The sequence below is a fragment of the Arthrobacter globiformis NBRC 12137 genome (assembly GCF_000238915.1).
GTDB classification, from domain to species: domain Bacteria; phylum Actinomycetota; class Actinomycetes; order Actinomycetales; family Micrococcaceae; genus Arthrobacter; species Arthrobacter globiformis.
In genome coordinates this window covers 23,404-44,277 of sequence record NZ_BAEG01000027.1, presented here as the reverse complement: position 1 = coordinate 44,277, position 20,874 = coordinate 23,404, and the positions used below count along the sequence as shown (strand labels likewise).

Genomic DNA, 20,874 nt, shown 5'->3' with positions numbered 1-20,874 from the left:
CTCGGGACCACAGAGGCCGGCGGCTACTGGCGGTCCTGTGCCGGCTTTCCCCGCCGGATCTGCCGGACCACGAGCCAGGCCAGGAAGATGGCCAGGGCGGTGTACACGGCGTAGTTGAGGAAGCGGGAGTACTGCTCCACCATCGAGTACTGCCGGCCCAGCAGCACGCCGAGGCCGATCAGCGCTCCGTTCCAGATGGCGCTGCCGGCGATGGTGAAGATGCTGAAGGTGCCCAGGTGCATCCTTTCGGCGCCCGCCGGCAACGAAATGAGGCTCCGCACGCCGGGCAGCAGCCGTCCGAAGAAGATCGCCGACCTGCCGTGGCGGCGGAACCAGACGTCTGCGCGTTCGAAGTCCTCCCGGTCCATCAGCGGCAGCTTGGACAGCCACCGGATCGAACGCTCCAGCCCCACCTTCGCGCCCAGGAAATACAGCGCCAAGGCTCCCACGTACGCCCCCAGTGTGCTGGTGACGAAGACCAGGGCCAGGTTGAGGGACCCCTGCCGGGTCAGGAACCCCGCCAGGGGAAGAATCACTTCGCTGGGGATCGGCGGGAACACCGTCTCAAGGAGCGTAAAGAGGCCCACACCCCATTCCCCGAGCGAATCGATCGACTGGGCGGCAAAACCCACGATGCCTGTCAGTTCGTCGGCGGGACTGGAGGTGGCACCTGGAATGCGCATGTGGGGAAGGCTCCTGGAAGCTGGAAAACGGCGTCCCACCCAGTCTGGTCCACCAGCCGGTACAGGCAAAGCCGACAGCCCGGCCGGGGCTGCCACAAGGGATGCCGAGGCGTACCCTGATGGTATGAGCTGCGACGTCGGAGCGGAGTTGACATGACTGCGACCTGGCTACGGTGGACGCCCGCCGTGGCCGTACCTGCCGTTATTGCTGCCGGAGTCCTGGCGGGGTCCCTGCCCGCGAGTGCGCGGGATCCGTTGCCTGAGAAGACGCCGGCACAGGTGCTGGCGATGATTGGACAACACCAAACCAAGTCCTTTTCCGGCACGGTGGAGCAGTCCTCCGAGCTTGGCCTGCCCGATGTCCCTCAGGTTGGACCCACCTCGGGCGCAGGCACGGGTTCCCTCGCCGAGCTGCTGACCGGGCCACACAGCGCCCGGGTCTACGTCGACGGACCAAGCAGGGCCCGCATCCAGGTGATGGACCGGATGGCCGAGCGCGACGCCGTCCGGCAGGGCAACGAACTGTGGCTGTACAACTCCAAGGACAACACGGCCACGCACGTCACCCTTCCCGCGAATGCGTCGAAGGAGTCCCGCAGCCATGACATGCCGGCAGGTGTGGCAACGCCGGAGGAACTGGCCGCCAAGATGCTTGACAAGCTGGACGGCAGCACCGAAGTGGCCGTGGCCGAAGACACAGAGGTGGCAGGCAGGACGGCCTACAATCTGGTCCTCACGCCGCGGTCGGACGTGACCTTGGTGGGCTCCGTGGCTGTGGCCGTGGACGGTGAGAACGGCATGCCGCTGAGCGTGGAAGTGCGGGCACGCGGGCAACAGGAGCCTGCGTTCCGGACCGCGTTCTCCACCCTGACGCTCGGGGCCCCCGACGCGAGCCTGTTCAACTTCTCGCCGCCGCCGGGTGCCTCTGTGAAGGAACTTGCGGTGCCGGCGAAGCCCAGCGGCACCAGGGACCTGGCTGACAGGAACCGGACCCGCAGCAATCCCGCTGACAGGGATTTGGGCAGCAAGGATCAGTCCGAAAAGGATTCAGCCCACAAGGACCTGCGCGGCCACGCCCCGACGGTAACCGGCTCAGGCTGGGAACGGATCGTCGGCATCCCTGCCCACTCCGCTTCCGCGCGGTCCCCTGAGTCCGGAAAGCAACCGGTCGACAGGCTGCTCAATGATCCCCTGCTTCGCCAGGCGACTGTGACTGTTGAGGGCGGACGGGCCATCTCCACATCACTGGTCAATGTCCTGCTGACGGACGACGGCCGGACGTTTGTAGGTTCCGTGCCCCTGGAGCGGCTCCAGGCCGCCGCTGCCGCGAGGTGACAGCCGCTGGCCGCGGCCCGGGTTCCGCAACTGACGCAGCGGCACCCGCCGTACCCGAAACCAGCGCGCCCGCTTTCAGGGCAACAGGCAGCCCGGCCATAGAAACCAAGGGGCTGAGCAAGCGGTTTGGCCACCAGATGGCGGTCAACAGCGTCGACCTGGCCGTCCCCAGGGGCTCTGTCTTCGGCTTCCTCGGCCCCAACGGTTCCGGCAAGACCACCACCATCCGCATGATGCTAGGCCTCGCCGCCCCGACCGCGGGGGAGGTCAGGGTCCTGGGGCTGGACATGCCGCGGCAGCTGGATGAGGTCCTGCCCAGGGTGGGCGCGCTGGTGGAGGGTCCGGCTTTCTATCCGTTCCTCTCGGGCGCGGCAAATCTGCACCGCTTTGATGCAGCGGACCGCCATGCCGTGCCGTCCACCCGCCGCGCGCGGGTGGCTGAAGCGCTGGAACGCGTGGGGCTTTCCCATGCTGCCCGCAAGAAGGTGCGGGCCTACTCGCTCGGAATGAAGCAACGGCTGGGAATCGCCAACGCGCTGCTGGCGCGGCGCGAATTGCTGGTCCTGGACGAACCCACCAACGGGCTGGATCCGCAGGGCACGCGGGAGGTCCGGCACCTGGTGCGGTCCCTCGCCGCCGACGGCGCCACCGTGTTCGTGTCCAGCCACCTGCTCGCCGAAGTGGAGCAGATCTGCACGCATGCGGCGATCATGAGCGCTGGCCGGCTGGTGGCCCAGGGACCCCTGGCCGAACTCCGCCAGGCGGGCACCGCGCAGCTTCGCCTGCTGACGCCCGACGCCGGGACGGCCGCGGGCGTTTTGGCGCGGTTCGGCTTGTCCCCGGTTGTGGGACACCCCGACGGCGCCGACGCCGTCATCACGTCGAGCCTGCCCGTGGGCGCCGGGTTCCCTGCCGATCACCCGGCGCCGGTCGGTGAACCATCCGCAAACGGCAGCGTGGCACCGGAAGCGATCGTGGCTGCCCTCGTGGCGGACGGGGTGCGTGTCCGCGGGTTCACGGTGGAGCGAGGCAGCCTGGAGGACCGTTTCGTGGCTTTGACGGGGGAGGGCTTCGATGTCGCACAGTGATGGGCCGGCAGTGCAGGAACCTCGAGCGCAGCAAGCGGAAATGCAGCGGCTGACCGTACAGAACAGTCCGGTGGCGGGTACCACGCGCCGGCCGTCCAGCGTTTCGCTGCTCGGCTCGGAGCTGAAGCAGCTGTTCCGCCGTCGCAGGACCCAGGCGATGCTCCTGGCGCTGGCTGCCATCCCGGTGGTGATCGCCGTCGTCGTCCGCGTTTCCTCAGCTGTTCCGCCGGGGAGGGGGCCCGCTTTCCTGGACCGGATCAGCCAGAACGGGCTGTTCGTTGCCGTCACGGCGATGCTGGTTTCCGTTCCGCTGTTCCTTCCGCTGACCATTGGCGTGGTCGCGGGGGACACCATTGCCGGGGAAGCCGGACTGGGCACGTTGCGGTACCTGCTCGTGGCACCTGCCGGGAGGGTGCGCCTGCTGCTGGTGAAGTATGCCGGGGCGGCTGTTTTTTGTATTTCCGCGCCGCTGGCCGTGGCGCTCGCCGGCGCTGGCATCGGGTGGGCGCTCTTCCCGGTGGGACCGGTGGCGCTGCTGTCGGGCGACCTGGTGGAGCCGGACGAGGCGCTGGTCAGGATGCTGCTGATCGCGGCGTATCAGGCCGTGTCCCTGCTGGGGTTGTCGGCCATCGGGCTGTTCTTGTCGACGCTGACCGACGTGCCCGTGGGCGCCATGGCTGCCACCATTGTCCTGTCCGTCGTATCCCAGGTGCTCGACCAGCTGCCCCAGTTGGAGTGGCTGCACCCGTGGCTGTTCACGCACTACTGGTTCGGCTTCGCAGACCTGCTTCGACAGCCCATCGGCTGGGACTCGTTCGGTGACAACGCGCTGTTGCAGGCGGGCTACATCGCAGTGTTCGGAGCGCTCGCGTACGGCAGGTTCGTGAGCAAGGACGTGCTGTCCTAGGGGTGGGGCTTCCGCCAAAGGGGTCTTGAAAAGCGCGCGTTCCGCTAGTAGCGCGCGGCGACGGGGTGGAGCTGCATGCCGGCCATCATGCTCAGGTCCGTCACGGTGATCCCCGCAGACGGGTTCAGGGCCTGGACCACCTTGCCGCCGCCCAGGTAAATCGCCACATGGTAGAAACCCGGGGCCGATCCCCAGACGAGGAGATCGCCGGGCTGCGCCTGGGACAGGGGCACGTGGACGGGCGCCTGGGCGAACTGCTCCGCAGCCGTGCGCGGAAGCTGCTTTCCGATGGCTGCGAATGCGTTCTGAACCAGGCCGGAACAGTCGAAACCGTACACACCCGTACCGCCGTACTGGTAGAAGTACGGCGATCCAACCTTGCCCATCGCCACCGAAATGGCCGCCTGGTTGGAACCGCCCGGAGAAGGGGCCGGCTGAACGGGAGCAGGGGCAGGAGCAGGAGCAGGAGCAGGGGCTGGTGCCGGCTGTACGGGCGCGGGAGCAGGGCGGACGGGGGCGGGGCGGGCCGGCGCCGCAGGCGAGGGGGCTGCAGGAGCCGCCGGGGCGGCCTGTGAACGAGTGTTCTGGGCAGGAGTGTTCTGGGATGGAGCGGCTTGGGCCGGCGTCCGGACCGGCGCGGGGGCGGACTGTTCCGCCGGTACTGCACTCCCGTTGCCGGCCGCCGCAGCATTCGCAGCCACTGCCTTGTCTGCGGCCGCCTGGGCTGCGGCGGCCCGTTCGGCTGCCGCAGTCACGGCGGCGAGGCGGGCCTGCTGGCGCTGGCGCTCCAGCCCGTCCACGCGTGCGGATTCGAGCGCAGCCGTGGTGTTCCGCAGCGAGGCGAGCTGCCCCACCAGGACGGTCCGCTGCGCCTTGGCATCCGCCACTGCCTTCAACTGCGCTGCGTTGGCGTGGTCTGCCCCGGCCTTGAGCGTCTCGGCGGTTTTCGCGGCGTCGTCTGCCGCGCGGCGGGCGTCGGCGGCAGCAGCGGTGAGTGATTCGGCCGCTGCGGCGGTGGTTTCGGCGGCGGTGAAGGCCCTGCTCCGGCCTGCGGTGAGGGCCTGCAGCGTGGCGGCCTTGGCGAGGACGTCGCCCGAGCCCGTGACCAGGCCGCTCAGCTCCGGATTAAGGCCGCCGTTCCGGTACAGGTCCCCGGCCAGTTGCCCCACGGCCTTGCGGCTCTTGAGCTGTTCCTTGTCTGCGGCAGCAGCCCTGGCCGTGGCCACCGCAGCCGCTGCAGACCTCGCGTCCAGTTCCACCAGGGCATTGCTGTAGGCGTTGTTGGCTTCGAGCGTCCGTGCGAACGTGACCTCCTGCGCCGCCGCTGCGTCGGCGAGGAGGCCGTCAATGTCGGTGACCTTCGCCGCCGTCGCACTTTCACTGGACTTGGCGGCAGCGATGTCCTCGGGGGAGGGGATTTCCGCCGTCGGAACCGTCAGGGCCGCTGCCCCAAGGCCCGCGGCCGGCGCAACCGCAAATGCCAGGTCAGCCCGGGCAGGTGCTGCAAGGGTTCCGAAGAGAACGACGGCGGTGCACAGGACAGCCGCCGTGCGGCCGGGGCCGATCAAACTCATTCACAACCTCGCAAGTCAGGGCGGGGCGAACGAGTCGGGAGGCGGCACGGAAGTGCCCCTCGAAAGATGCCCAGCCCTCTGAGGTTAGGTGTCCATTTGCCACTTTGGCAACACTGGTCACATCAATAACATAAACAACACGAGTGTCATTTGGGTGCAGATGGGGCGGGCGTGTCGCGGAATCGCTGCTGCACGCGCTAGTCCCACCCGAGTTCGTGAAGCCGCTGGTCGTCGATTCCGAAGTGATGGGCAATCTCGTGGATGACTGTTACCGCGACTTCCTCCACTACGTCCTCGCGTGAGGAGCAGATGTCCAGGATGGGCTGGCGGTAAATGGTGATGCGGTCCGGCAGGGATCCGGCGTCCCACCAGGAGTCACGCTCGGTCAGGGGTACGCCTTCGTACAGCCCCAGGAGCACAGTGTCCGGGTCCTCGCCGGGCTGCGGGACGTAATCGTCGTCGATGAACACCGCCACGTTGTCCATGGCCCGCGCCACCTCGGCCGGAAGCTGATCGAGGGCGTCGCTGACGGCAGCCTCGAAGTCGGATTCGGACATTTCGAACCCCGACGGGTCGCCGGTTCCGTCCGGCACGATCGGGAGGCCGGGCGGCAGGTTTGCGGGCATATCCAAACTTTAGCGGGATCTCCGCCGGGTCAGCCCGACGCCGAGGAGGCAGATGGCGCCGCCCACGAGTCCCCAGACGGTCGGGATCTCGCTGAGCACCAGCCAGGAGATCAGCACTGTGGTGCCGGGAACCAGATAGGTGGTGGCCGCCAGCTTCCCCGCGTCGATCAGGGACAGAGCGTAGGCCCAGGTAGTGAAGGCGATGGCGGTGGGGAAGATGCCCAAGTAGACCAGGCCAAGGGTTGCCGGCAGCGGCGCCGCCTGCAGCTCCGTCACAAGCTGGCCGCCGAAGGGCAGGCAGCAGAGCAGGCCCACCATGATTCCGAACCACGTGGCCTGCCCGGCCGGAAATTTCCGCAGCACGGGCTTCTGGATGATGACGCTGACTGCGGCGAGTGCAGCAGCGAGGAGGCAAAGCAGCACTCCGGCCACGTCCGCCGTCGAACGCGTCCCCGACCCCAATGCGATGACCGCGACGCCGCCGAACGCCACAAGGCTGCCGATGATCAGCCAGCGCGGAAATCCCTCCTTGAGGATGACGCCAGCCATTACGGCTACCAGGATCGGGTTCACGTTGATGAGCAGCGCGCTGGTTCCGGCGTCGAGTGAATGTTCCGCGGCGTTGAGCGCCACGTTGTACCCGGCGAACCACATGACGCCGTAGGCGAGGATCGGCCACCACTCGCGGCCCCGCGGCAGCGCCCGCAGCTTTGGCAGCACCACTGCCCCGAGTACGACGGCGGCGATCGCCAGCCGCCCGAGCGTCAGGGCGCCGGGGGAGAAGCTTGGGCCGACGGCGCGGATGCCCACGAAGGCGGAGGCCCAGAGCGCCACGGTCACCACGACGGCAGCGACGCCCAGCGCGTTGACTGAAAAGGCAGGTTTCTTGGAAGAGGTGCCTTTTGGTGCCGGTCCTCCAGCGGAGGGACCTTCGGGGGAGTGGGGCTGGAGCGGGCTCGTGCCGGCGGTGGATGCCATGGTGCCAATCTAGCTCCGTTCCCCGCGCGGTGGCTGGCGGAAATCGGCCATGTCTAGCCAAGAAACTGCCATTGTGGCGGGCCCCGATTTCCCTGCGGTTTGGGTGGTCTTCGGGCCGATTTTGGATATTCCGGCGAGAGGCTCTATAGTTTTACAGGTCCAGTTCGGAGGAACACGAAAGGACAAGAACGAAAGGCTTCGGCCCTTTATTTTTGCCCTTGTTCAACCAAATTGAGTCCAGGCCCCCATCGTCTAGCGGCCTAGGACACCGCCCTTTCACGGCGGCGGCACGGGTTCGAATCCCGTTGGGGGTACGCAAGGAAGTGGTCAAAGCAGGCAAAAAAGTCTGGTAGGCTGGAGTCCTTGAAAAAACGCGGTAGCAATACTGCGGAAGCAAGAAATAGCAAGGCCCTGTAGCGCAGTTGGTTAGCGCGCCGCCCTGTCACGGCGGAGGTCGCGGGTTCAAGTCCCGTCAGGGTCGCTTTGATTGCCGGAAGCAATTCCGGCTCTCATGGTGACATGTCACCTAGGCTCTGTAGCTCAGTTGGTAGAGCGTTCGACTGAAAATCGAAAGGTCACCGGATCGACGCCGGTCGGAGCCACCAGCTAAAACCCCGCTGTTCCATCAGGAACAGCGGGGTTTTTTCGTTTCCCGGGCTTTGCCCCTAATTCTCAACCTTGGTTGGGCGGCCGACTGGGTGAGCCGTCGTGGGGCACTTTGGGGGCGCCGCCGTCGTAATCCACGACGGCGTCCGGCGTGTCCCGTGTCAAAGTGCCCCGTTTGGTCGGCAGCCATTAGGTCGCCACCCTGAGATCGCCATGTTGGGGGCGCCGCGGGACCCGCCCACCTGGGCGGCCGGGTTGCTGGCTGTGAGCCGTCGTGGGGCACTTTGGGAGTGCCGCCGTCGTAATCCACGACGGCGTCCGGCGTGTCCCGTGTCAAAGTGCCCCGTTTTGGTCGGCTGAAGTCATGGTCGCGGGTGTGACCAAAGCCATTGATGACGCGTTTATTAAGGCACGTTTGATTCCAGTCCAGAAGTGCGCCACGCGCGCGCAAACGTGATGTAAGCGCTTGCATCCCTGGTGGACCCGCCGAGGGTACGCGGCCAAAACCGTGTTGAACTCGGCTGACATCGTTGTCTAGCGTTGAGTGTGGGCCGCGAAATGTCTGACGTTTCCGATCGCCCAGCGCGGGGTCCTACCCAAACCCCGTTTTCTCCCTCGACACAACGGCGTCCTCGATGACGCATGCTGTGTCAGCGGGGTCTCCGGAGTTCGGGGGACAAGGGCAGCTGCCCGTCTTCCACGAACGTAACTCCGCGAGAAGAGCAAAAAATGCACAAGCACCCCAACACCCCCCGGATGCTGCGGTGGCGCCCCGCCGCCGCAGCTCTGGTGGCAACTGTCGCCGCCACGGCGTTCCTCGCCGTGCCGTCGGCGCAGGCGAATGAGCCATCGGATCCGCCGTCGAGCACCCAGATGCCGGCACCGACTCCGGGCTTCCCCCTGCCGACGCCCCACACCCAGACGGCACACGACCCGGCCTCGGACTTCACCTCAAAGTGGACCCGTGCGGATGCCAAGCAGATCATGGCTCAGAGCGACTCCAAGGTTCAGCCGGGCCAGAACTCCATGAGCCCCGAAGTCACCATGCCGGAGATCCCCGAGGACTTCCCCGCCATGAACGATGACGTGTGGGTTTGGGACACCTGGTCGCTGACCGACGAGAACGCGAACCAGATCAGCTACAAGGGTTACGACGTGATCTTCTCGCTGGTTGCTGACCGGCACGCAGGCTACGGCTTCGACCAGCGCCACTGGAACGCCCGCATCGGCTACTTCTTCCGCAAGACCAACGCCGACCCGGCGAAGGACAAGTGGAACTACGGCGGACACCTGTTCCTGGACAACACCTCCATCGGCAACACCGAGTGGTCCGGCTCCACCCGCCTCATGAAGGGCAACCAGGTGAACGTGTTCTACACGGCCACCACGTTCTACGACGTCAAGGAGCGCAACGCCGGCGGCGGCGGCATCGCCCCGGACGCCGTCATCGCCAAGGCGCTCGGCAACATCCACGCCGACAAGAACGGCGTGACCTTCGACGGCTTCCAGCACACCAAGCTGCTCGAGCCGGACGGAAAGCTGTACCAGAACAAGGCGCAGAACCCGGGCTTCGCGTTCCGCGACCCGTACACCTTCGCTGACCCGGCTCACCCCGGCAAGACCTACATGGTGTTCGAAGGCAACACCGGCGGCAAGCGCGGCGACTACCGCTGCAAGAACGAGGACCTGGGCTACGCCAAGGGTGACCCCAACGCCGAGAACCTCGACGAGGTCAACAGCAAAGGCGCCTACTACCAGACCGCCAATGTTGGCCTGGCCGTGGCAGATAACAAGGACCTGACCAAGTGGCACTTCCTGCCGCCGATCCTCTCCGCCAACTGCGTCAACGACCAGACCGAGCGTCCGCAGATCTTCATCCAGAATGAAAACGGCAAGAACAAGTACTACCTGTTCACCATCAGCCACCAGTTCACCTACGCTGCAGGCATGCGCGGCCCCGACGGCGTCTACGGCTTTGTAGGCGACGGCGTCCGCTCCGACTACCAGCCGATGAACAACAGCGGCCTGGCCCTCGGCTCCCCGACGGACCTGAACCTGCCCTCCGAATCCCCGGAAGCCCCGACGCCGAACCAGAACGGCCGTCAGTTCCAGGCCTACTCGCACTACGTGCAGCCGGGCGGCCTGGTTCAGTCCTTCATCGACAACGTGAACGGCGTCCGCGGCGGATCCCTGTCGCCCACCGTGAAGATCAACTTCCGGGACGGCGTGTCCAAGGTTGACCGCAGCTTCGGCCAGAACGGCCTCGGCCCGTTCGGTTACCTGCCCACCAACGTCCACGTTGGCGGCAACGGCCTCTACAAGTAAGCCGTCACTGTTGCAATAAACAGGAGGCGCCCGGACCAGGTCCGGGCGCCTCCTGCCGCGTCTGCTGCCCTGTATATACAGGGCGACCCAAGGACAGGACTGCAAAGTGCACCCGGCCTGTCAACTTGGAAAGAGGCACGGCAGCCGGGCTAGACTCGCACGCCGGGGGACGGGCAGGCGTTCTGCGGCTGCCCAGCCAGGCCGCCCAAGGCGGCAAAACCACTCCAGGAATGGAAACTGTGACACATCTTGCCCGCCCGTTGTACGCCGTCGCCGTCTTCGCCGTCGTGGCACTTAGCGCCTGCTCCGCGCCTGCCTCTGGCAGTGCGCCGTCGGCGTCTGGACCGTCCACGACGGCGGCCAGCAGCACCGCTCCCACCGCATCCGCCAGCGTGGCGTCCGGTCCCTTTGGCGGCTATGCCTCGGCGGCTGAGGCCTGTGACGCCATCTCCACGCAGGCCACGGGGGCGTCCCTGCTGCCCCTCTCCGCCGCGCAGGGCAAGACGGCGGAACTGGAGCAGAAAAAGGCGGAGCTTGCCGAGACGGCCCAGCGGGTGCCGGAGGCGCTGAAGGCGGACTTCGCGCGGCTGAACGAGGTGGCTCTGGCCGGGCTCTCCGACCAGAGCGTGTACTCCAACGGCAAGTTCGAAGCGGCCATGGCCCCGGTGACAAGCTGGCTGTCCGCGAACTGCCATTAACCCTCCGGGGGCGCAGGGCTCCGCGGCGAACGTGCTGGTGGCCCCCTGACGTTGTCCGACCTAAGGGATAGGGTTGAGTTCAACAGAAGGGGAGTGCTGATGGAATACCAGAATCCACAAACCGCCGCCGTTCGAGCGGACCCTGCCCTGGTGCCGGCCGCAGCCGGAGGGCGGACCGTGATCTCCGAGACCGCCGTGGCCAAGGTCGCCGGGATCGCGGCCCGGGCCGTGCCCGGTGTGTACTCCCTGGGGACCGGGTCCTCCCGGGCGCTCGGAGCCATCAGGGACGCGGTGGGCAGCTCCGATCATGCCGCGGGCGTGCACGCCGAGGTCGGCGAAACACAGGTGGCAGTCGATATAACCCTGGTGGCGGTCTACGGCGCTCCGCTGCACGCCCTGGCCAATCAGGTGCGGGCCAGCGTTTATGCCGCCGTCGAGAAGCTGGTGGGCCTGCAAGTCATAGAGGTGAACGTCGAAATCAACGACGTCTACATTGCACCGCCGGTGAAGCCGACAGGCGCGCCCGCCGTCGCTGAGCGGGAGGCGGTCCTGTGAGCCCCACTGTCGTTGGGATCGCCGTCGGCGCCTTCGTTGCGTTCATGTCACTACAGTTCGGCCTCTGGGGCTTCCTGATATCCCTGCTGTTCATGGGAATCGGCGCTCTCCTGGGCCGCGCCGCAGAAGGGAAACTGGACCTGCGCAGCGTCATTGATGCCATCAGCGGCCGGCGCTCGTCCTCATGAACGGTACAGCCCACATGAACGGGGCAGCCGCATGAGCCAGGCAGCCGAAGCCGCGACGCCCAGCCGGCAGTACAGCGGCCACAACAGGATCAGCACCCGGGCGCTCACGAGCCTGGCCCAGGCTGCCGCTGCCGAGGCCCTGGGCATTCATGCCCATGACGTGCGCGCCGACTGGACGGACGACGGCGGCCTGCTGGCTTTGTCACTCGTGGCCCCCATCCAGGTCCCCAGTCTTACTGCCGTACTCCGCGACCCGGGACGCGTCCAGTCTGTGGGCGGCTCCATCTGGGACAGGACCGTGCACGCCAAGACCGACATTCTGACCAAGGTCACCGAACTCAGCGGTGCGAGTTTGAGCAGGGTGGACATCCGCATCAGCGGCGCCGACGTCACGGAAAGGGGCAGGGTGCAGTGAGTTCCGTCGTCGAACAGCAGCATGAGGCCGGCGGGGACCCGGCGCAGGGCGGCTCCGGGGCGGCGCACGCCGCCGCCATCGACATGCGCCGCGTCCTGCACCGCGAGACCCACTCCTCCCGTGCGGTGGCCGCGGTCATCGCCGGCGCCCTGGTCATCGTGCTCTGCCTTTACGCACTCCTGGAATCCGCGGTGCGAGCCATTGGCCAGCCGCCCTGGCTTATCGATCCGCAGACGGCGGCCGAACGGATCGTGGCACTCCCGTCGGGCGTACCGCCGCTGCTGCTGGGCGCTGCCGGAGCCGTGACCGCCGCGGTAGGTCTCTACTTTTTCCTAAACGCGGTCCTGCCCGGGCGCCGGGCCAGGCACCTGCTTGCTGACCGGCGGATCGCCGTGGTTGTTGACGATGAAGTCATAGCCGCGGCACTCGCCCGAAGGACGCGGCTGGCGGCCAATGTCACGCAGGAACAGGTCATGGTGGTGGTTTCCCAGCGGCAGGTGGTGGTCAATGTCCGTCCCACATCCGGTGTGCCGGTCAGCGAAAACGCCATCCGCAAGGCCGTGGAGGACGAACTGCAGGCGATGGGACCGTCTCCCATGCCGCAGGTGACCATCAATCTGTCCACCTCAGGGGTGGTGGGCGCATGAACGGCACACCCCGGCTTCTCAACCGAATGATTCTCGGCATTCTTGGCTTCAAGCTGCTGGTCATCGGCGTGCTGCTGATACTGCTGGCCGCTGTCCCTGCCGTTGCGGCGTGGTGGCATTCCTGGTCCAAAAGCGTGTCGGACAGCGCCGCGGCTGCCTTTGAGGGCACGCAGTTCCCCGGCCGGCAGGGGAGCTGGCTGTGGATCGTCCTGGCCCTCGCTGTGGTGCTGCTGATCGGCCTCATGGTTGCGTGGATCGCCCAGCAGGGCAAGGGCCGCACCGACCTCCTGCTGGCAGCAGAAGATCCGGGCGGCGTTCCCGGCGACATCCGGATCGGCGGGGGAGTGGCCGAGCAGGCACTGAAGAACGCCCTGGCCGACCGCCCCGACCTCGCCGGAGCCAGCGTCTCGATCTACGACGTCAAGGGCCAGCCCGCGCTGAAGCTCCGGCTGCACCCACGGCCGGGTGTGGCGCCGCAGGCCGTCGCGGCCGAAGCGGCGGACTTGGTTGATGCCCTGAGCGCGGTGGTGGGCCAGCGCACGCCTGTCCTGGTGCACATCGCGGCCGGCGCGCGGACCCGCTTCAGCCGTGCTGAGCGGGTCCGCTAACGCCGTTATTGGGAGCTCTGACGGCCGGAAACCGGTTGGTCTGAAGCCGCCTGGCTGCTTATCCGGCCACCAGGTAGGCCGCGCTGTTGGGCCCAACCACGGCTTCATCAGCGCCTGATTCCTCGGCGCTGGACAGGGCCACCCGGTAGCCGTCGGGGACCGGCGTCGGCTCCGCCCCCGTGTTGGCGACCACCAGGACATCACGGTTGTGGAAGGCCAGGACGCCCAGTTCGGGGTCGTGGTTGTCCGCCCAGCAGAATGTTCCGGATCCCAGCCCGTGGCTCCGGCGTGCGGTGAGCGCGGAGCGGTACAGCTCCAGTGTGGAGCCCTTGACGCCGTCCTGCCGGTCGGCGGCCAGGTCTTCGAAGGATTCGGGCTGGGGCAGCCAGGGCGCGGCCGGGTCCTGCGCAGCGGATGCCTCTGCAAAGCCAAACCCGGGCGCTTCGGATTTCCAGGGCAGCGGCACCCGGCAGCCGTCGCGCCCGCGCTCGACCCCGTTGGTCCGGAAGAACGTGGGGTCCTGCCGGGCTTCGGCGGGCAGCGTGGTGTGCTCGGGGAGGCCCAGCTCCTCGCCCTGGTAAATGTAGGCGGAGCCCGGGAGGGCCAGGGACACCAGCGTGGCGGCCCGGGCACGGGCCAGGCCCAAAGCGGCGTCAGGCTGCTCGTCCTCCGCGGCGATGCCCTTCGGGAAGGTGGTGGGGTCCTTCAGGCCGAAGCGGCTCGGGTGGCGCACGGTGTCGTGGTTGCTCAGCACCCACGTGGACGGCGCCCCGACGGATGCGGCCGCCTGTAGGGAGTCCTCGATGGCCACGGCCATCCGCTGGGCGTCCCAGCCGGCCAGGAGGAAGTCGAAGTTGAACGCCTGCTGCATCTCGTCCGGGCGGATGTACCGGGCGAGCCGTTCCGCGGGTTCAACCCACGCCTCGGCCACCAGCATGCGGTCGCCGTCGTATCCGGCCAGGACCCGGTTCCAGTCGCGGTAAATGTCATGGACCCCGTCCTGGTCGAAGAACGGGGACGGCGGATACAGCGGCGACACGGGCTCGTGGTCCGCGCCCACGGCGGCACCCGAGCCGGCACTGGACCCTGAATCGCCGGCCCCCAAGTCGGCGGCACCGGCCGGAGAAGCGTGGGCTGTATGCGGCTCAACGGCCTCTCCGTGGGCGCCCGGGGGATCCGTCACGTGGGCGGCTTCGGCGGAGCCTTCCACCATGGCGGCCACGCCTTCCCAGTCCGGAAGGCCGGCCTCCTTCACCATCCCGTGGGCCACATCCACACGGAATCCGTCCACGCCCCGGTCCAGCCAGAAGCGGAGCACGGAACGCATCTCCTCCCAGACTTCGGGGTTTTCCCAGTTGAGGTCCGGCTGCTTCGTGTCGAACAGGTGCAGGTACCAGTCGCCGGGGGAGCCGTCCGCATTCGTGGTCCGTGTCCAGGCCGGTCCGCCGAAGATGGATTTCCAGTTGTTCGGCGCGACGTTGCCGTCGCCGGAGCCGGGAACCTCGTCCTTCCCCGGACGGAAGACGTAGCGCTCCCTGGCGGCCGAGCCGGGTTCCGCCGCAAGGGCCTGCCGAAACCACACATGTTCGTCGGAGGTGTGGTTGGGCACCAGGTCGACGATCACTTTCAGACCCCGGCTGTGCGCCTCGTCCAGCATGGAGTCGAAGTCGGCCAGCGTACCGAATGCCGGATCCACCTGCCGGTAATCGGCGACGTCGTAGCCGCCGTCGGCCTGCGGCGAACGGTAGAACGGCGAGAGCCAGACGGCGTCGACACCGAGCTGCTGCAGGTAGGGCAGGCGTGCCGTGACGCCGGGCAGGTCGCCCATGCCGTCACCGTTCCCATCCGAGAAGGAACGCGGATAAATCTGGTAGACGGCCGCGTGGGCCCACCACGCCGCTGTTTCGGACGCCGGCGTGCTGATCGGGCGGTGACTCATAGTTGCCTCTCCGGTAACAATTAGGTGTAAACGCTTGCATATCTTCGGGCAACGTTACTAGTGTGACAGTCACCACATCAACCGCACGAATGATTTTCATGTCACTCAGCGAGGAGTCTCCAGCCAATGAAAACCCCTAAGTTCTTACTCCCGGTTGCCACTGCCGGCGTGCTCGCTCTGACCCTGTCTGCCTGTGGCGGCGGCGGGGGAGGCGGCACAACAGCCGGCGGCGGCGACGCCGAAGCTGGCCTTGACGGGCGCGGGCCCATCACATACGTCCAGGGCAAGGACAACAGCAACGTGGTCCGGCCGCTGATTGCCAAGTGGAATGCCGCGCACCCGAATGAGAAGGTCACGTTCAAGGAGCAGACGGACCAGGCCGACCAGCAGCATGATGACCTCGTGCAGCACTTCCAGGCCAAGGATGCCGGATACGACGTCGTGGACGTTGACGTGGTTTGGACAGCCGAGTTCGCTGCCAAGGGCTGGCTGCAGCCGCTCAAGGACAAGATGGCCTTTGACACCAGCGCCATGCTGAAGCCAACCGTTGACAGCGGCACGTACAAGGGCACGCTGTACGCCGCGCCGCAGACGTCCGACGGCGCTTTGCTGTACTACCGCAAGGACCTTGTTCCCACGCCGCCAAAGACGTGGGACGAGATGATGAGCATGTGCTCCATCGCCAAGCAGAACAACATCGGCTGCTACGGCGGCCAGCTCAGCAAGTACGAGGGCCTGACCGTCAATGCCTCGGAAGCCATCAACTCCGCTGGCGGATCGGTTCTGGATAAGGACGGTAAGCCCAGCCTGAACACCGCAGAGGCCAAGGCCGGTCTTGAGAACCTCGCCAAGGCCTACGCCGACGGCAACATCCCGAAGGAAGGCATCACCTTCCAGGAGGAGCTGAGCCGCCAGGCGTTCCAGAGCGGCAAGCTGCTGTTCCTGCGCAACTGGCCCTACGTCTACAACCTGGCGACCACGGAAGGTTCCTCGGCGGTGAAGGACAAGCTCGGCATCGCCCCGATCCCGGGCAAGGACGGCCCCGGCGCCTCGTCACTGGGTGGCCACAACCTGGCCGTCAGCGTGTACTCCAAGAACAAGGCCACTGCCCTGGACTTCCTGAAGTTCATGACTTCGGAAGAAACCGAGAAGTTCTACGCGACGCAGGGTTCACTGGCTCCGGTGCTGGGCAGCCTCTACACCGATGCTGCCCTGGTGAAGAAGCTCCCGTACCTGCCCGTCCTGAAGACCTCCATCGAGAACGCCGTTCCGCGTCCGGTCACCCCGTTCTACCCGGCAGTCACCAAGGCGATCCAGGAAAACGCGTATTCAGCCATCAAGGGCGAAAAGCCCGTGGACTCTGCACTGTCTGACATGCAGAAGTCCATCGAGTCCGCCGGTGCAGGATCGTAGGTCTGCCATGGCAACCGAAGTAGGCCCGACGCCGGTCAAGGCACCGGCGTCGGGCGGTGCCCCGATCCATCATGGCCCCAAGGGCGTTGGTGAGGATAACAAAATTCTTAGCCAGGGAAAGTGGGCCTCGTGGCTCCTAGCCCCGACTATCATCGCGCTTGCTGTGGTGATCATTTACCCGATCATCAGTGCAATCGTGATGTCCTTCCAGAAGGATGCCGGCCTGGACCCCGCGACGGGCCTCTTTACGGCCGGCGGACCGGCCGGCGTCCAGAACTACGTGAACTGGATTGCGCAGCAGTGCTCGGCTCCGGCTGGCGGAACTGTCGCCTGCCCGCCGGGCACCCTCGGTGCCCAGTTCTGGTCGGCCACGGCGACAACGTTCTTCTTCACTGTGGTCACTGTTGCGTTCGAAACCGTCCTGGGCTTTTGGATGGCCATGATCATGGCCCGCGCCTTCAAGGGCCGCAGCCTTGTTCGTGCGGCCGTGCTGGTGCCGTGGGCCATTCCCACCGCCGTGACCGCAAAGCTCTGGTTCTTCATCTTCGCGTTCGAAGGAATTGCCAACAAGCTCTTCAACACTTCGATCCTGTGGACCGGCAGCGAATGGCCGGCGAAGTGGGCAGTAGTCATCGCGGATGTCTGGAAGACGACGCCATTCATGGCCCTGCTGATCCTGGCCGGACTGCAGATGATCCCGGCCGAGGTTTACGAGGCAGCCAAGGTTGACGGCGCCACCGCCTGGCAGCGCTTCCGGCTGATCACGCTGCCGTTGGTGAAGCCGGCGCTGATGGTGGCCATCCTGTTCCGCACCCTGGACGCGCTCCGCATGTTCGACCTCCCGTACATCCTTACGGGCGGCGCGAACAACACCACCACGCTGTCCATCCTGGTGATCAACCAAATCAGACAAGGGTTCAATGCCGCCGCGGCGTTGTCGACCATCACCTTCATCATCATCTTTCTTGTCGCGTTCATCTTTGTCCGGTTCCTCGGCGCAAATGTTGTTGAACAGAGCGGCGCCACCGGTAAGGGGAAGAAATGACCGCCGCGACATCGTCCGCCACAAGCCTGCGCGCGGAGCAGGACCGAGGCCGCCGCAAAGCCCAGAACAAGGAGAAGTGGGCGCAGGGCAGGACCTACATCAGCGCCGCCGTCATCCTGATCTGGTGCCTGGCACCCGCGTACTGGATGGTGGTGACGGCGTTCCGCGAGGTGGGCTTCACCTACGACACCTCGATCCTGCCCACCCATGTCACGCTGGACAACTTCAATACCGCGTTCGACACCTCGTTCGGCAACCGGTTCGGCCAGGCGCTGCTCAACAGCGTTTTCATCGGCGGCGTGGTCACGCTGGTGTCGCTGATCATCGGTGTTTTCGCGGCGTACGCGCTCGCGCGGCTGAACTTCCGGTTCAAGTACATGGTGCTCGGCTTCATCCTGGGCGCATCCATGTTCCCGGGCGTTGCCCTGATCACCCCGCTGTTCCAGCTGTTCACCAACATCGGCTGGATGGGGTCATACCAGGCGCTGATCATCCCGAACATTTCGTTCGTCCTCCCGCTGACCGTCTACACCATGACCTCCTTCTTCCGCGAGATGCCGTGGGAACTGGAGGAGTCGGCCCGGGTGGACGGCTGCACGCAGGGACAGGCTTTCCGCAAGGTCATCATGCCCCTGGCCGCACCGGCCATCTTTACTACCGCGATCCTGGCGTTCATCTCCTCCTGGAATGAATTCCTGATCGCCAGCCAGCTGTCCAGCGACGCAACACAGCCGGTGACGGTGGCCATCGCCAACTTCGCCGGGGCGCAGCCGAACCAGATTCCCTACACGGCCATCATGGCGGCAGGCACCATCGTCACCATCCCGCTGGTCATCCTGGTGCTGGTGTTCCAGCGCAAGATTGTGGCTGGTCTGACGGCGGGCGCTGTCAAGTGACGCACGGAGCAGCACCACAGGGCAGGAAACCGGAACCGATCGCGCCCAAGCGCGTCCGCTCCGGCGAGGACTTCGACATCATCATCGGATTCCTTGGATTCTGGGCCGTGGTGCTGCTCGTCGCCACCGTCTGGATGGAACTGACGGCGCAGCCCGCCGTCTTCTGGGCGCTGGGGCTGCTGGCCACGCTGCTGGCGCTGTATGGCATGGTCAGGCTCCGCAAGCGGCTCCCCGCGCGGACGGCCACGCGCCGCAAGTGAGGCTGGCGGGACTAAAATGGATACTTGCCGCCGGGAGAACGGCGTGGCGGAAATCTGCATGAGGGTTTAGAGAGGACATCGTGGCGCGCACTAGTGAAAGGGCACAGCGCGGTGGCCACTCGGGAGTCAGTATCGAAGACGTGGCCGCGGCCGCAGGTGTTTCCACCGCCACCGTGTCCCGCGCTGTGCGCGGCCTGCCCCGCGTCTCCCCGGCCACCCGGGAAAAATCCTTGAGGTGGCCACGGCACTGGGCTACGTTGCCTCGTCCTCGGCGTCAGGCCTTGCCACCGGGCGCACCAAGACCATCGGGGTGTTAGCTCCGTTTGTGAGCCGTTGGTTCTTCTCGAAGGCCATTGAGGGCGCGGACCGCGAACTGCACGCCCGGCAGTACAACCTGTCCCTCTTCAACCTTGGGGGCCACGGCAGCCACCGCGAGCGGCTCTTCAGCAAGACCATGGTCTACAAGCAGATCGATGCCCTCCTGGTCCTGTGTATGGCGCTGACCCGGGACGAGCTGGAGCACCTGCAGAAGATCGATATTCCGCTGGTGGTGGTGGGCGGCCACGTGGAGGAATGTGCGTACATCGGCATAGACGATTACGCGGCAGCCTCTACCGCCGTTAAACACCTGATCGAACTCGGCCACCGGGACATCGCGCTGCTGCACGGCGACGACGAAACGGACCTCAATTTCGATGTTCCCCGGGTCCGCATCCTGGCCTTCCAGGACGTCATGTCCGCCGCGGGCCTTGAAGTCCGCCCGGAGTGGGACGAATGGGGCGACTTCACCGTCCGCAGCGGCCAGGAGGCATTCCGGCGGCTGTGGGCCCAGCCCGGCGCCAAACCCACCGCCATCTTCTGCGCTTCAGATGAAATGGCAATGGGAGTCATCTTCGAAGCGAACCGGGTCGGTGTCCGGGTGCCCGAGGAGCTGTCCGTGATCGGCATCGACGACCACGATTTTTCCGACGCCATCGGCCTTACCACGGTGGGGCAGCGGCCGGACGAGCAGGCCGAGCTTGGCACCAAGATGCTGCTCGACGAACTATTGGGGATCACCGGCTCGGTGCGGTCCTCCGTGGCACCCCACCGCCTGATAGTCAGACGCACGACGGCGCCGCCCCGGTCCTCTTAGCAGCGCACCTGACATCTGAAACCCGGTGCCCGGCCGGGGATTAGTCCCGCGTCATGATGCCCGGGCCAGCTGGCGGATCGGGATCCAGCGCGAGGCAAGCCGCCGGTAGGCAGCGGCAGCGCCGGTCATGTCACCCTCAGCGAGGCACTCGATGCCCAGCCGCACGTCCATCGGGGAGTCGTCCGGATAGACCTTGTCCGCCACCGCGCCGTAGTCCAGTTCCACCATGGAGTCCGCGTGGAAGAGTTCCAGCCATTCGGTGAGCTGAGTGAGGTCGTCCAGCATGTCCAGGTCCGGCGCGGCGAGGGCAAGGTTTGCGACGGCGTAGCGCACCCGGTCGAGGGCGTCGGAGATCGGCGTCCAAACCCGCACCGTGAGGATCCTGCCGCCCGCCTCCACAACGTCCTGCGGATCGGACTCGAGGAACAGCGAGAACCAGCTGAAGGGGATGCCCCAGGTGGATGCCCGGGTGTGCACGCGGGTGATGCCTTCGCGGGCATTGACCAGGTCGATGCGTTCCTGGTGCCTGTCCCGCTGTTCCTCGGGGATCAGCAGCTCGGCCAGGGGCCCGTGGATGCCTTCGATCAGGGCGTTGGCCGCCAACCCGGCACGAAGCACCAGCTGGCTGGGGCAGTAAAGCAGCCCGACGCCGTCGGCCGCTTCATCCTCGGAGCCTTCCTTGCCGGCATCCTCCACGGGAACACCCGGGGCGCGCGTGACGCGAACCAGGTCGGTCCGGCCGGTGGGGAACGGATCGCCGCCGGGCCGGGTGATCCGCCCCAGCGAAGCCAGCAGCTCCGCGTTTTCGACCGCGGCGCGGGACACCGCCCGCTCGCCGGCTGACTTGATGGCGGGTCGCTGCTCCTCCGGAAAGGCATCCAGCGGCTCATAAACGCGCAGCGTGGAGGAAAACGGGAGCCCCGCCTGGCCCCGGTAGAGGTTGCCCGTCATGA

The 20,874-nt window shown here is 66.4% G+C and carries 20 protein-coding genes, 3 tRNA genes and 1 pseudogene; 18 read left to right on the top strand and 6 right to left on the bottom strand.

Going from position 1 to position 20,874, the window contains the following annotated elements:
* Positions 1-23 precede the first annotated feature (23 nt).
* Positions 24-683 (bottom strand): DedA family protein, encoded by a 660-nt coding sequence (locus ARGLB_RS03930; protein WP_003799145.1) that lies wholly within the window; start codon positions 681-683, stop codon positions 24-26.
* Positions 684-836: 153 nt separating this feature from the next.
* On the opposite strand from ARGLB_RS03930, the gene ARGLB_RS03925 reads away from it, so the two are divergent.
* The 3 genes from ARGLB_RS03925 to ARGLB_RS03915 all read left to right on the top strand — a co-directional run bounded on the left by ARGLB_RS03925 (position 837) and on the right by ARGLB_RS03915 (position 4,013).
* On the top strand, positions 837-2,018 hold the full coding sequence (locus ARGLB_RS03925; RefSeq protein ID WP_003799143.1) for a LolA family protein: 1,182 nt from the start codon (positions 837-839) through the stop codon (positions 2,016-2,018).
* Positions 2,019-2,155: 137 nt separating this feature from the next.
* Positions 2,156-3,106 carry an ABC transporter ATP-binding protein gene (locus ARGLB_RS03920; RefSeq protein ID WP_003799141.1) on the top strand — a complete coding sequence of 317 codons (951 nt, stop codon included), beginning with the start codon at positions 2,156-2,158 and terminating at the stop codon, positions 3,104-3,106.
* 40 nt (positions 3,107-3,146) lie between these two features.
* Complete coding sequence (locus ARGLB_RS03915; RefSeq protein ID WP_003799139.1) at positions 3,147-4,013, top strand: ABC transporter permease; 867 nt, start codon at positions 3,147-3,149, stop codon at positions 4,011-4,013.
* A gap of 44 nt (positions 4,014-4,057) precedes the next feature.
* Here ARGLB_RS03915 and ARGLB_RS03910 read toward each other — a convergent pair whose 3' ends face one another.
* From ARGLB_RS03910 to ARGLB_RS03900, 3 genes are all read right to left on the bottom strand, one after another.
* On the bottom strand, positions 4,058-5,587 hold the full coding sequence (locus ARGLB_RS03910) for a C40 family peptidase (RefSeq protein WP_003799137.1): 1,530 nt from the start codon (positions 5,585-5,587) through the stop codon (positions 4,058-4,060).
* Between the two features lie 197 nt (positions 5,588-5,784).
* The gene (locus ARGLB_RS03905) at positions 5,785-6,213 is read right to left on the bottom strand and encodes a metallopeptidase family protein (RefSeq protein ID WP_043417859.1); all 429 of its coding nucleotides are present in this window, start codon (positions 6,211-6,213) and stop codon (positions 5,785-5,787) included.
* 9 nt (positions 6,214-6,222) lie between these two features.
* Positions 6,223-7,191 (bottom strand): DMT family transporter, encoded by a 969-nt coding sequence (locus ARGLB_RS03900; protein WP_003799133.1) that lies wholly within the window; start codon positions 7,189-7,191, stop codon positions 6,223-6,225.
* A gap of 241 nt (positions 7,192-7,432) precedes the next feature.
* Between ARGLB_RS03900 and ARGLB_RS03895 the strand changes: the two genes are divergently transcribed.
* The 10 genes from ARGLB_RS03895 to ARGLB_RS03850 all read left to right on the top strand — a co-directional run bounded on the left by ARGLB_RS03895 (position 7,433) and on the right by ARGLB_RS03850 (position 13,233).
* A tRNA-Glu gene (locus tag ARGLB_RS03895) sits at positions 7,433-7,505 on the top strand.
* A 93-nt stretch (positions 7,506-7,598) separates the two neighbouring features.
* A tRNA-Asp gene (locus ARGLB_RS03890) sits at positions 7,599-7,672 on the top strand.
* Positions 7,673-7,720: 48 nt separating this feature from the next.
* Positions 7,721-7,796: transfer RNA gene (locus ARGLB_RS03885), tRNA-Phe, on the top strand.
* Between the two features lie 730 nt (positions 7,797-8,526).
* Positions 8,527-10,122 (top strand): glycoside hydrolase family 68 protein, encoded by a 1,596-nt coding sequence (locus ARGLB_RS03880; protein ID WP_003799130.1) that lies wholly within the window; start codon positions 8,527-8,529, stop codon positions 10,120-10,122.
* A gap of 230 nt (positions 10,123-10,352) precedes the next feature.
* On the top strand, positions 10,353-10,820 hold the full coding sequence (locus tag ARGLB_RS03875; protein WP_245531465.1) for a hypothetical protein: 468 nt from the start codon (positions 10,353-10,355) through the stop codon (positions 10,818-10,820).
* A gap of 99 nt (positions 10,821-10,919) precedes the next feature.
* Complete coding sequence (locus ARGLB_RS03870; RefSeq protein WP_043417905.1) at positions 10,920-11,375, top strand: Asp23/Gls24 family envelope stress response protein; 456 nt, start codon at positions 10,920-10,922, stop codon at positions 11,373-11,375.
* Positions 11,372-11,563: a DUF2273 domain-containing protein gene (locus ARGLB_RS03865; protein WP_003799126.1), complete on the top strand. Its 192-nt coding sequence runs from the start codon at positions 11,372-11,374 to the stop codon at positions 11,561-11,563. The genes ARGLB_RS03870 and ARGLB_RS03865 overlap by 4 nt, the downstream gene beginning before the upstream one ends.
* 31 nt (positions 11,564-11,594) lie before the next feature.
* The gene (locus tag ARGLB_RS03860) at positions 11,595-11,978 is read left to right on the top strand and encodes a hypothetical protein (RefSeq protein WP_003799124.1); all 384 of its coding nucleotides are present in this window, start codon (positions 11,595-11,597) and stop codon (positions 11,976-11,978) included.
* A complete protein-coding gene (locus tag ARGLB_RS03855; RefSeq protein ID WP_003799121.1) occupies positions 11,975-12,625 on the top strand; it encodes a DUF6286 domain-containing protein in 651 nt (216 codons plus the stop codon). The genes ARGLB_RS03860 and ARGLB_RS03855 overlap by 4 nt, the downstream gene beginning before the upstream one ends.
* Entirely contained in the window at positions 12,622-13,233 is a 612-nt protein-coding gene (locus ARGLB_RS03850) for a hypothetical protein (protein WP_003799120.1), read from the top strand. The genes ARGLB_RS03855 and ARGLB_RS03850 overlap by 4 nt, the downstream gene beginning before the upstream one ends.
* A 58-nt stretch (positions 13,234-13,291) precedes the next feature.
* Here the strand turns inward: ARGLB_RS03850 and ARGLB_RS03845 are convergent, their stop codons facing one another.
* Complete coding sequence (locus tag ARGLB_RS03845) at positions 13,292-15,172, bottom strand: glycoside hydrolase family 13 protein (protein ID WP_003799118.1); 1,881 nt, start codon at positions 15,170-15,172, stop codon at positions 13,292-13,294.
* Between the two features lie 126 nt (positions 15,173-15,298).
* On the opposite strand from ARGLB_RS03845, the gene ARGLB_RS03840 reads away from it, so the two are divergent.
* The 5 genes and pseudogenes from ARGLB_RS03840 to ARGLB_RS03820 all read left to right on the top strand — a co-directional run bounded on the left by ARGLB_RS03840 (position 15,299) and on the right by ARGLB_RS03820 (position 19,921).
* Positions 15,299-16,585 carry an ABC transporter substrate-binding protein gene (locus ARGLB_RS03840; RefSeq protein WP_003799116.1) on the top strand — a complete coding sequence of 429 codons (1,287 nt, stop codon included), beginning with the start codon at positions 15,299-15,301 and terminating at the stop codon, positions 16,583-16,585.
* A gap of 7 nt (positions 16,586-16,592) precedes the next feature.
* Entirely contained in the window at positions 16,593-17,630 is a 1,038-nt protein-coding gene (locus ARGLB_RS03835) for a carbohydrate ABC transporter permease (protein ID WP_003799114.1), read from the top strand.
* Positions 17,627-18,526: a carbohydrate ABC transporter permease gene (locus ARGLB_RS03830; protein WP_003799112.1), complete on the top strand. Its 900-nt coding sequence runs from the start codon at positions 17,627-17,629 to the stop codon at positions 18,524-18,526. Before ARGLB_RS03835 ends, ARGLB_RS03830 begins: the two co-directional genes overlap by 4 nt.
* Entirely contained in the window at positions 18,523-18,786 is a 264-nt protein-coding gene (locus ARGLB_RS03825) for a hypothetical protein (protein ID WP_003799109.1), read from the top strand. Before ARGLB_RS03830 ends, ARGLB_RS03825 begins: the two co-directional genes overlap by 4 nt.
* An 80-nt stretch (positions 18,787-18,866) precedes the next feature.
* Positions 18,867-19,921: pseudogene (locus ARGLB_RS03820) on the top strand (LacI family DNA-binding transcriptional regulator).
* 51 nt (positions 19,922-19,972) lie between these two features.
* Here ARGLB_RS03820 and ARGLB_RS03815 read toward each other — a convergent pair.
* Positions 19,973-20,872, bottom strand: a complete 900-nt coding sequence (locus tag ARGLB_RS03815) for a DUF8083 family protein (RefSeq protein ID WP_003799105.1) — start codon at positions 20,870-20,872, stop codon at positions 19,973-19,975.
* Positions 20,873-20,874 lie beyond the last annotated feature (2 nt).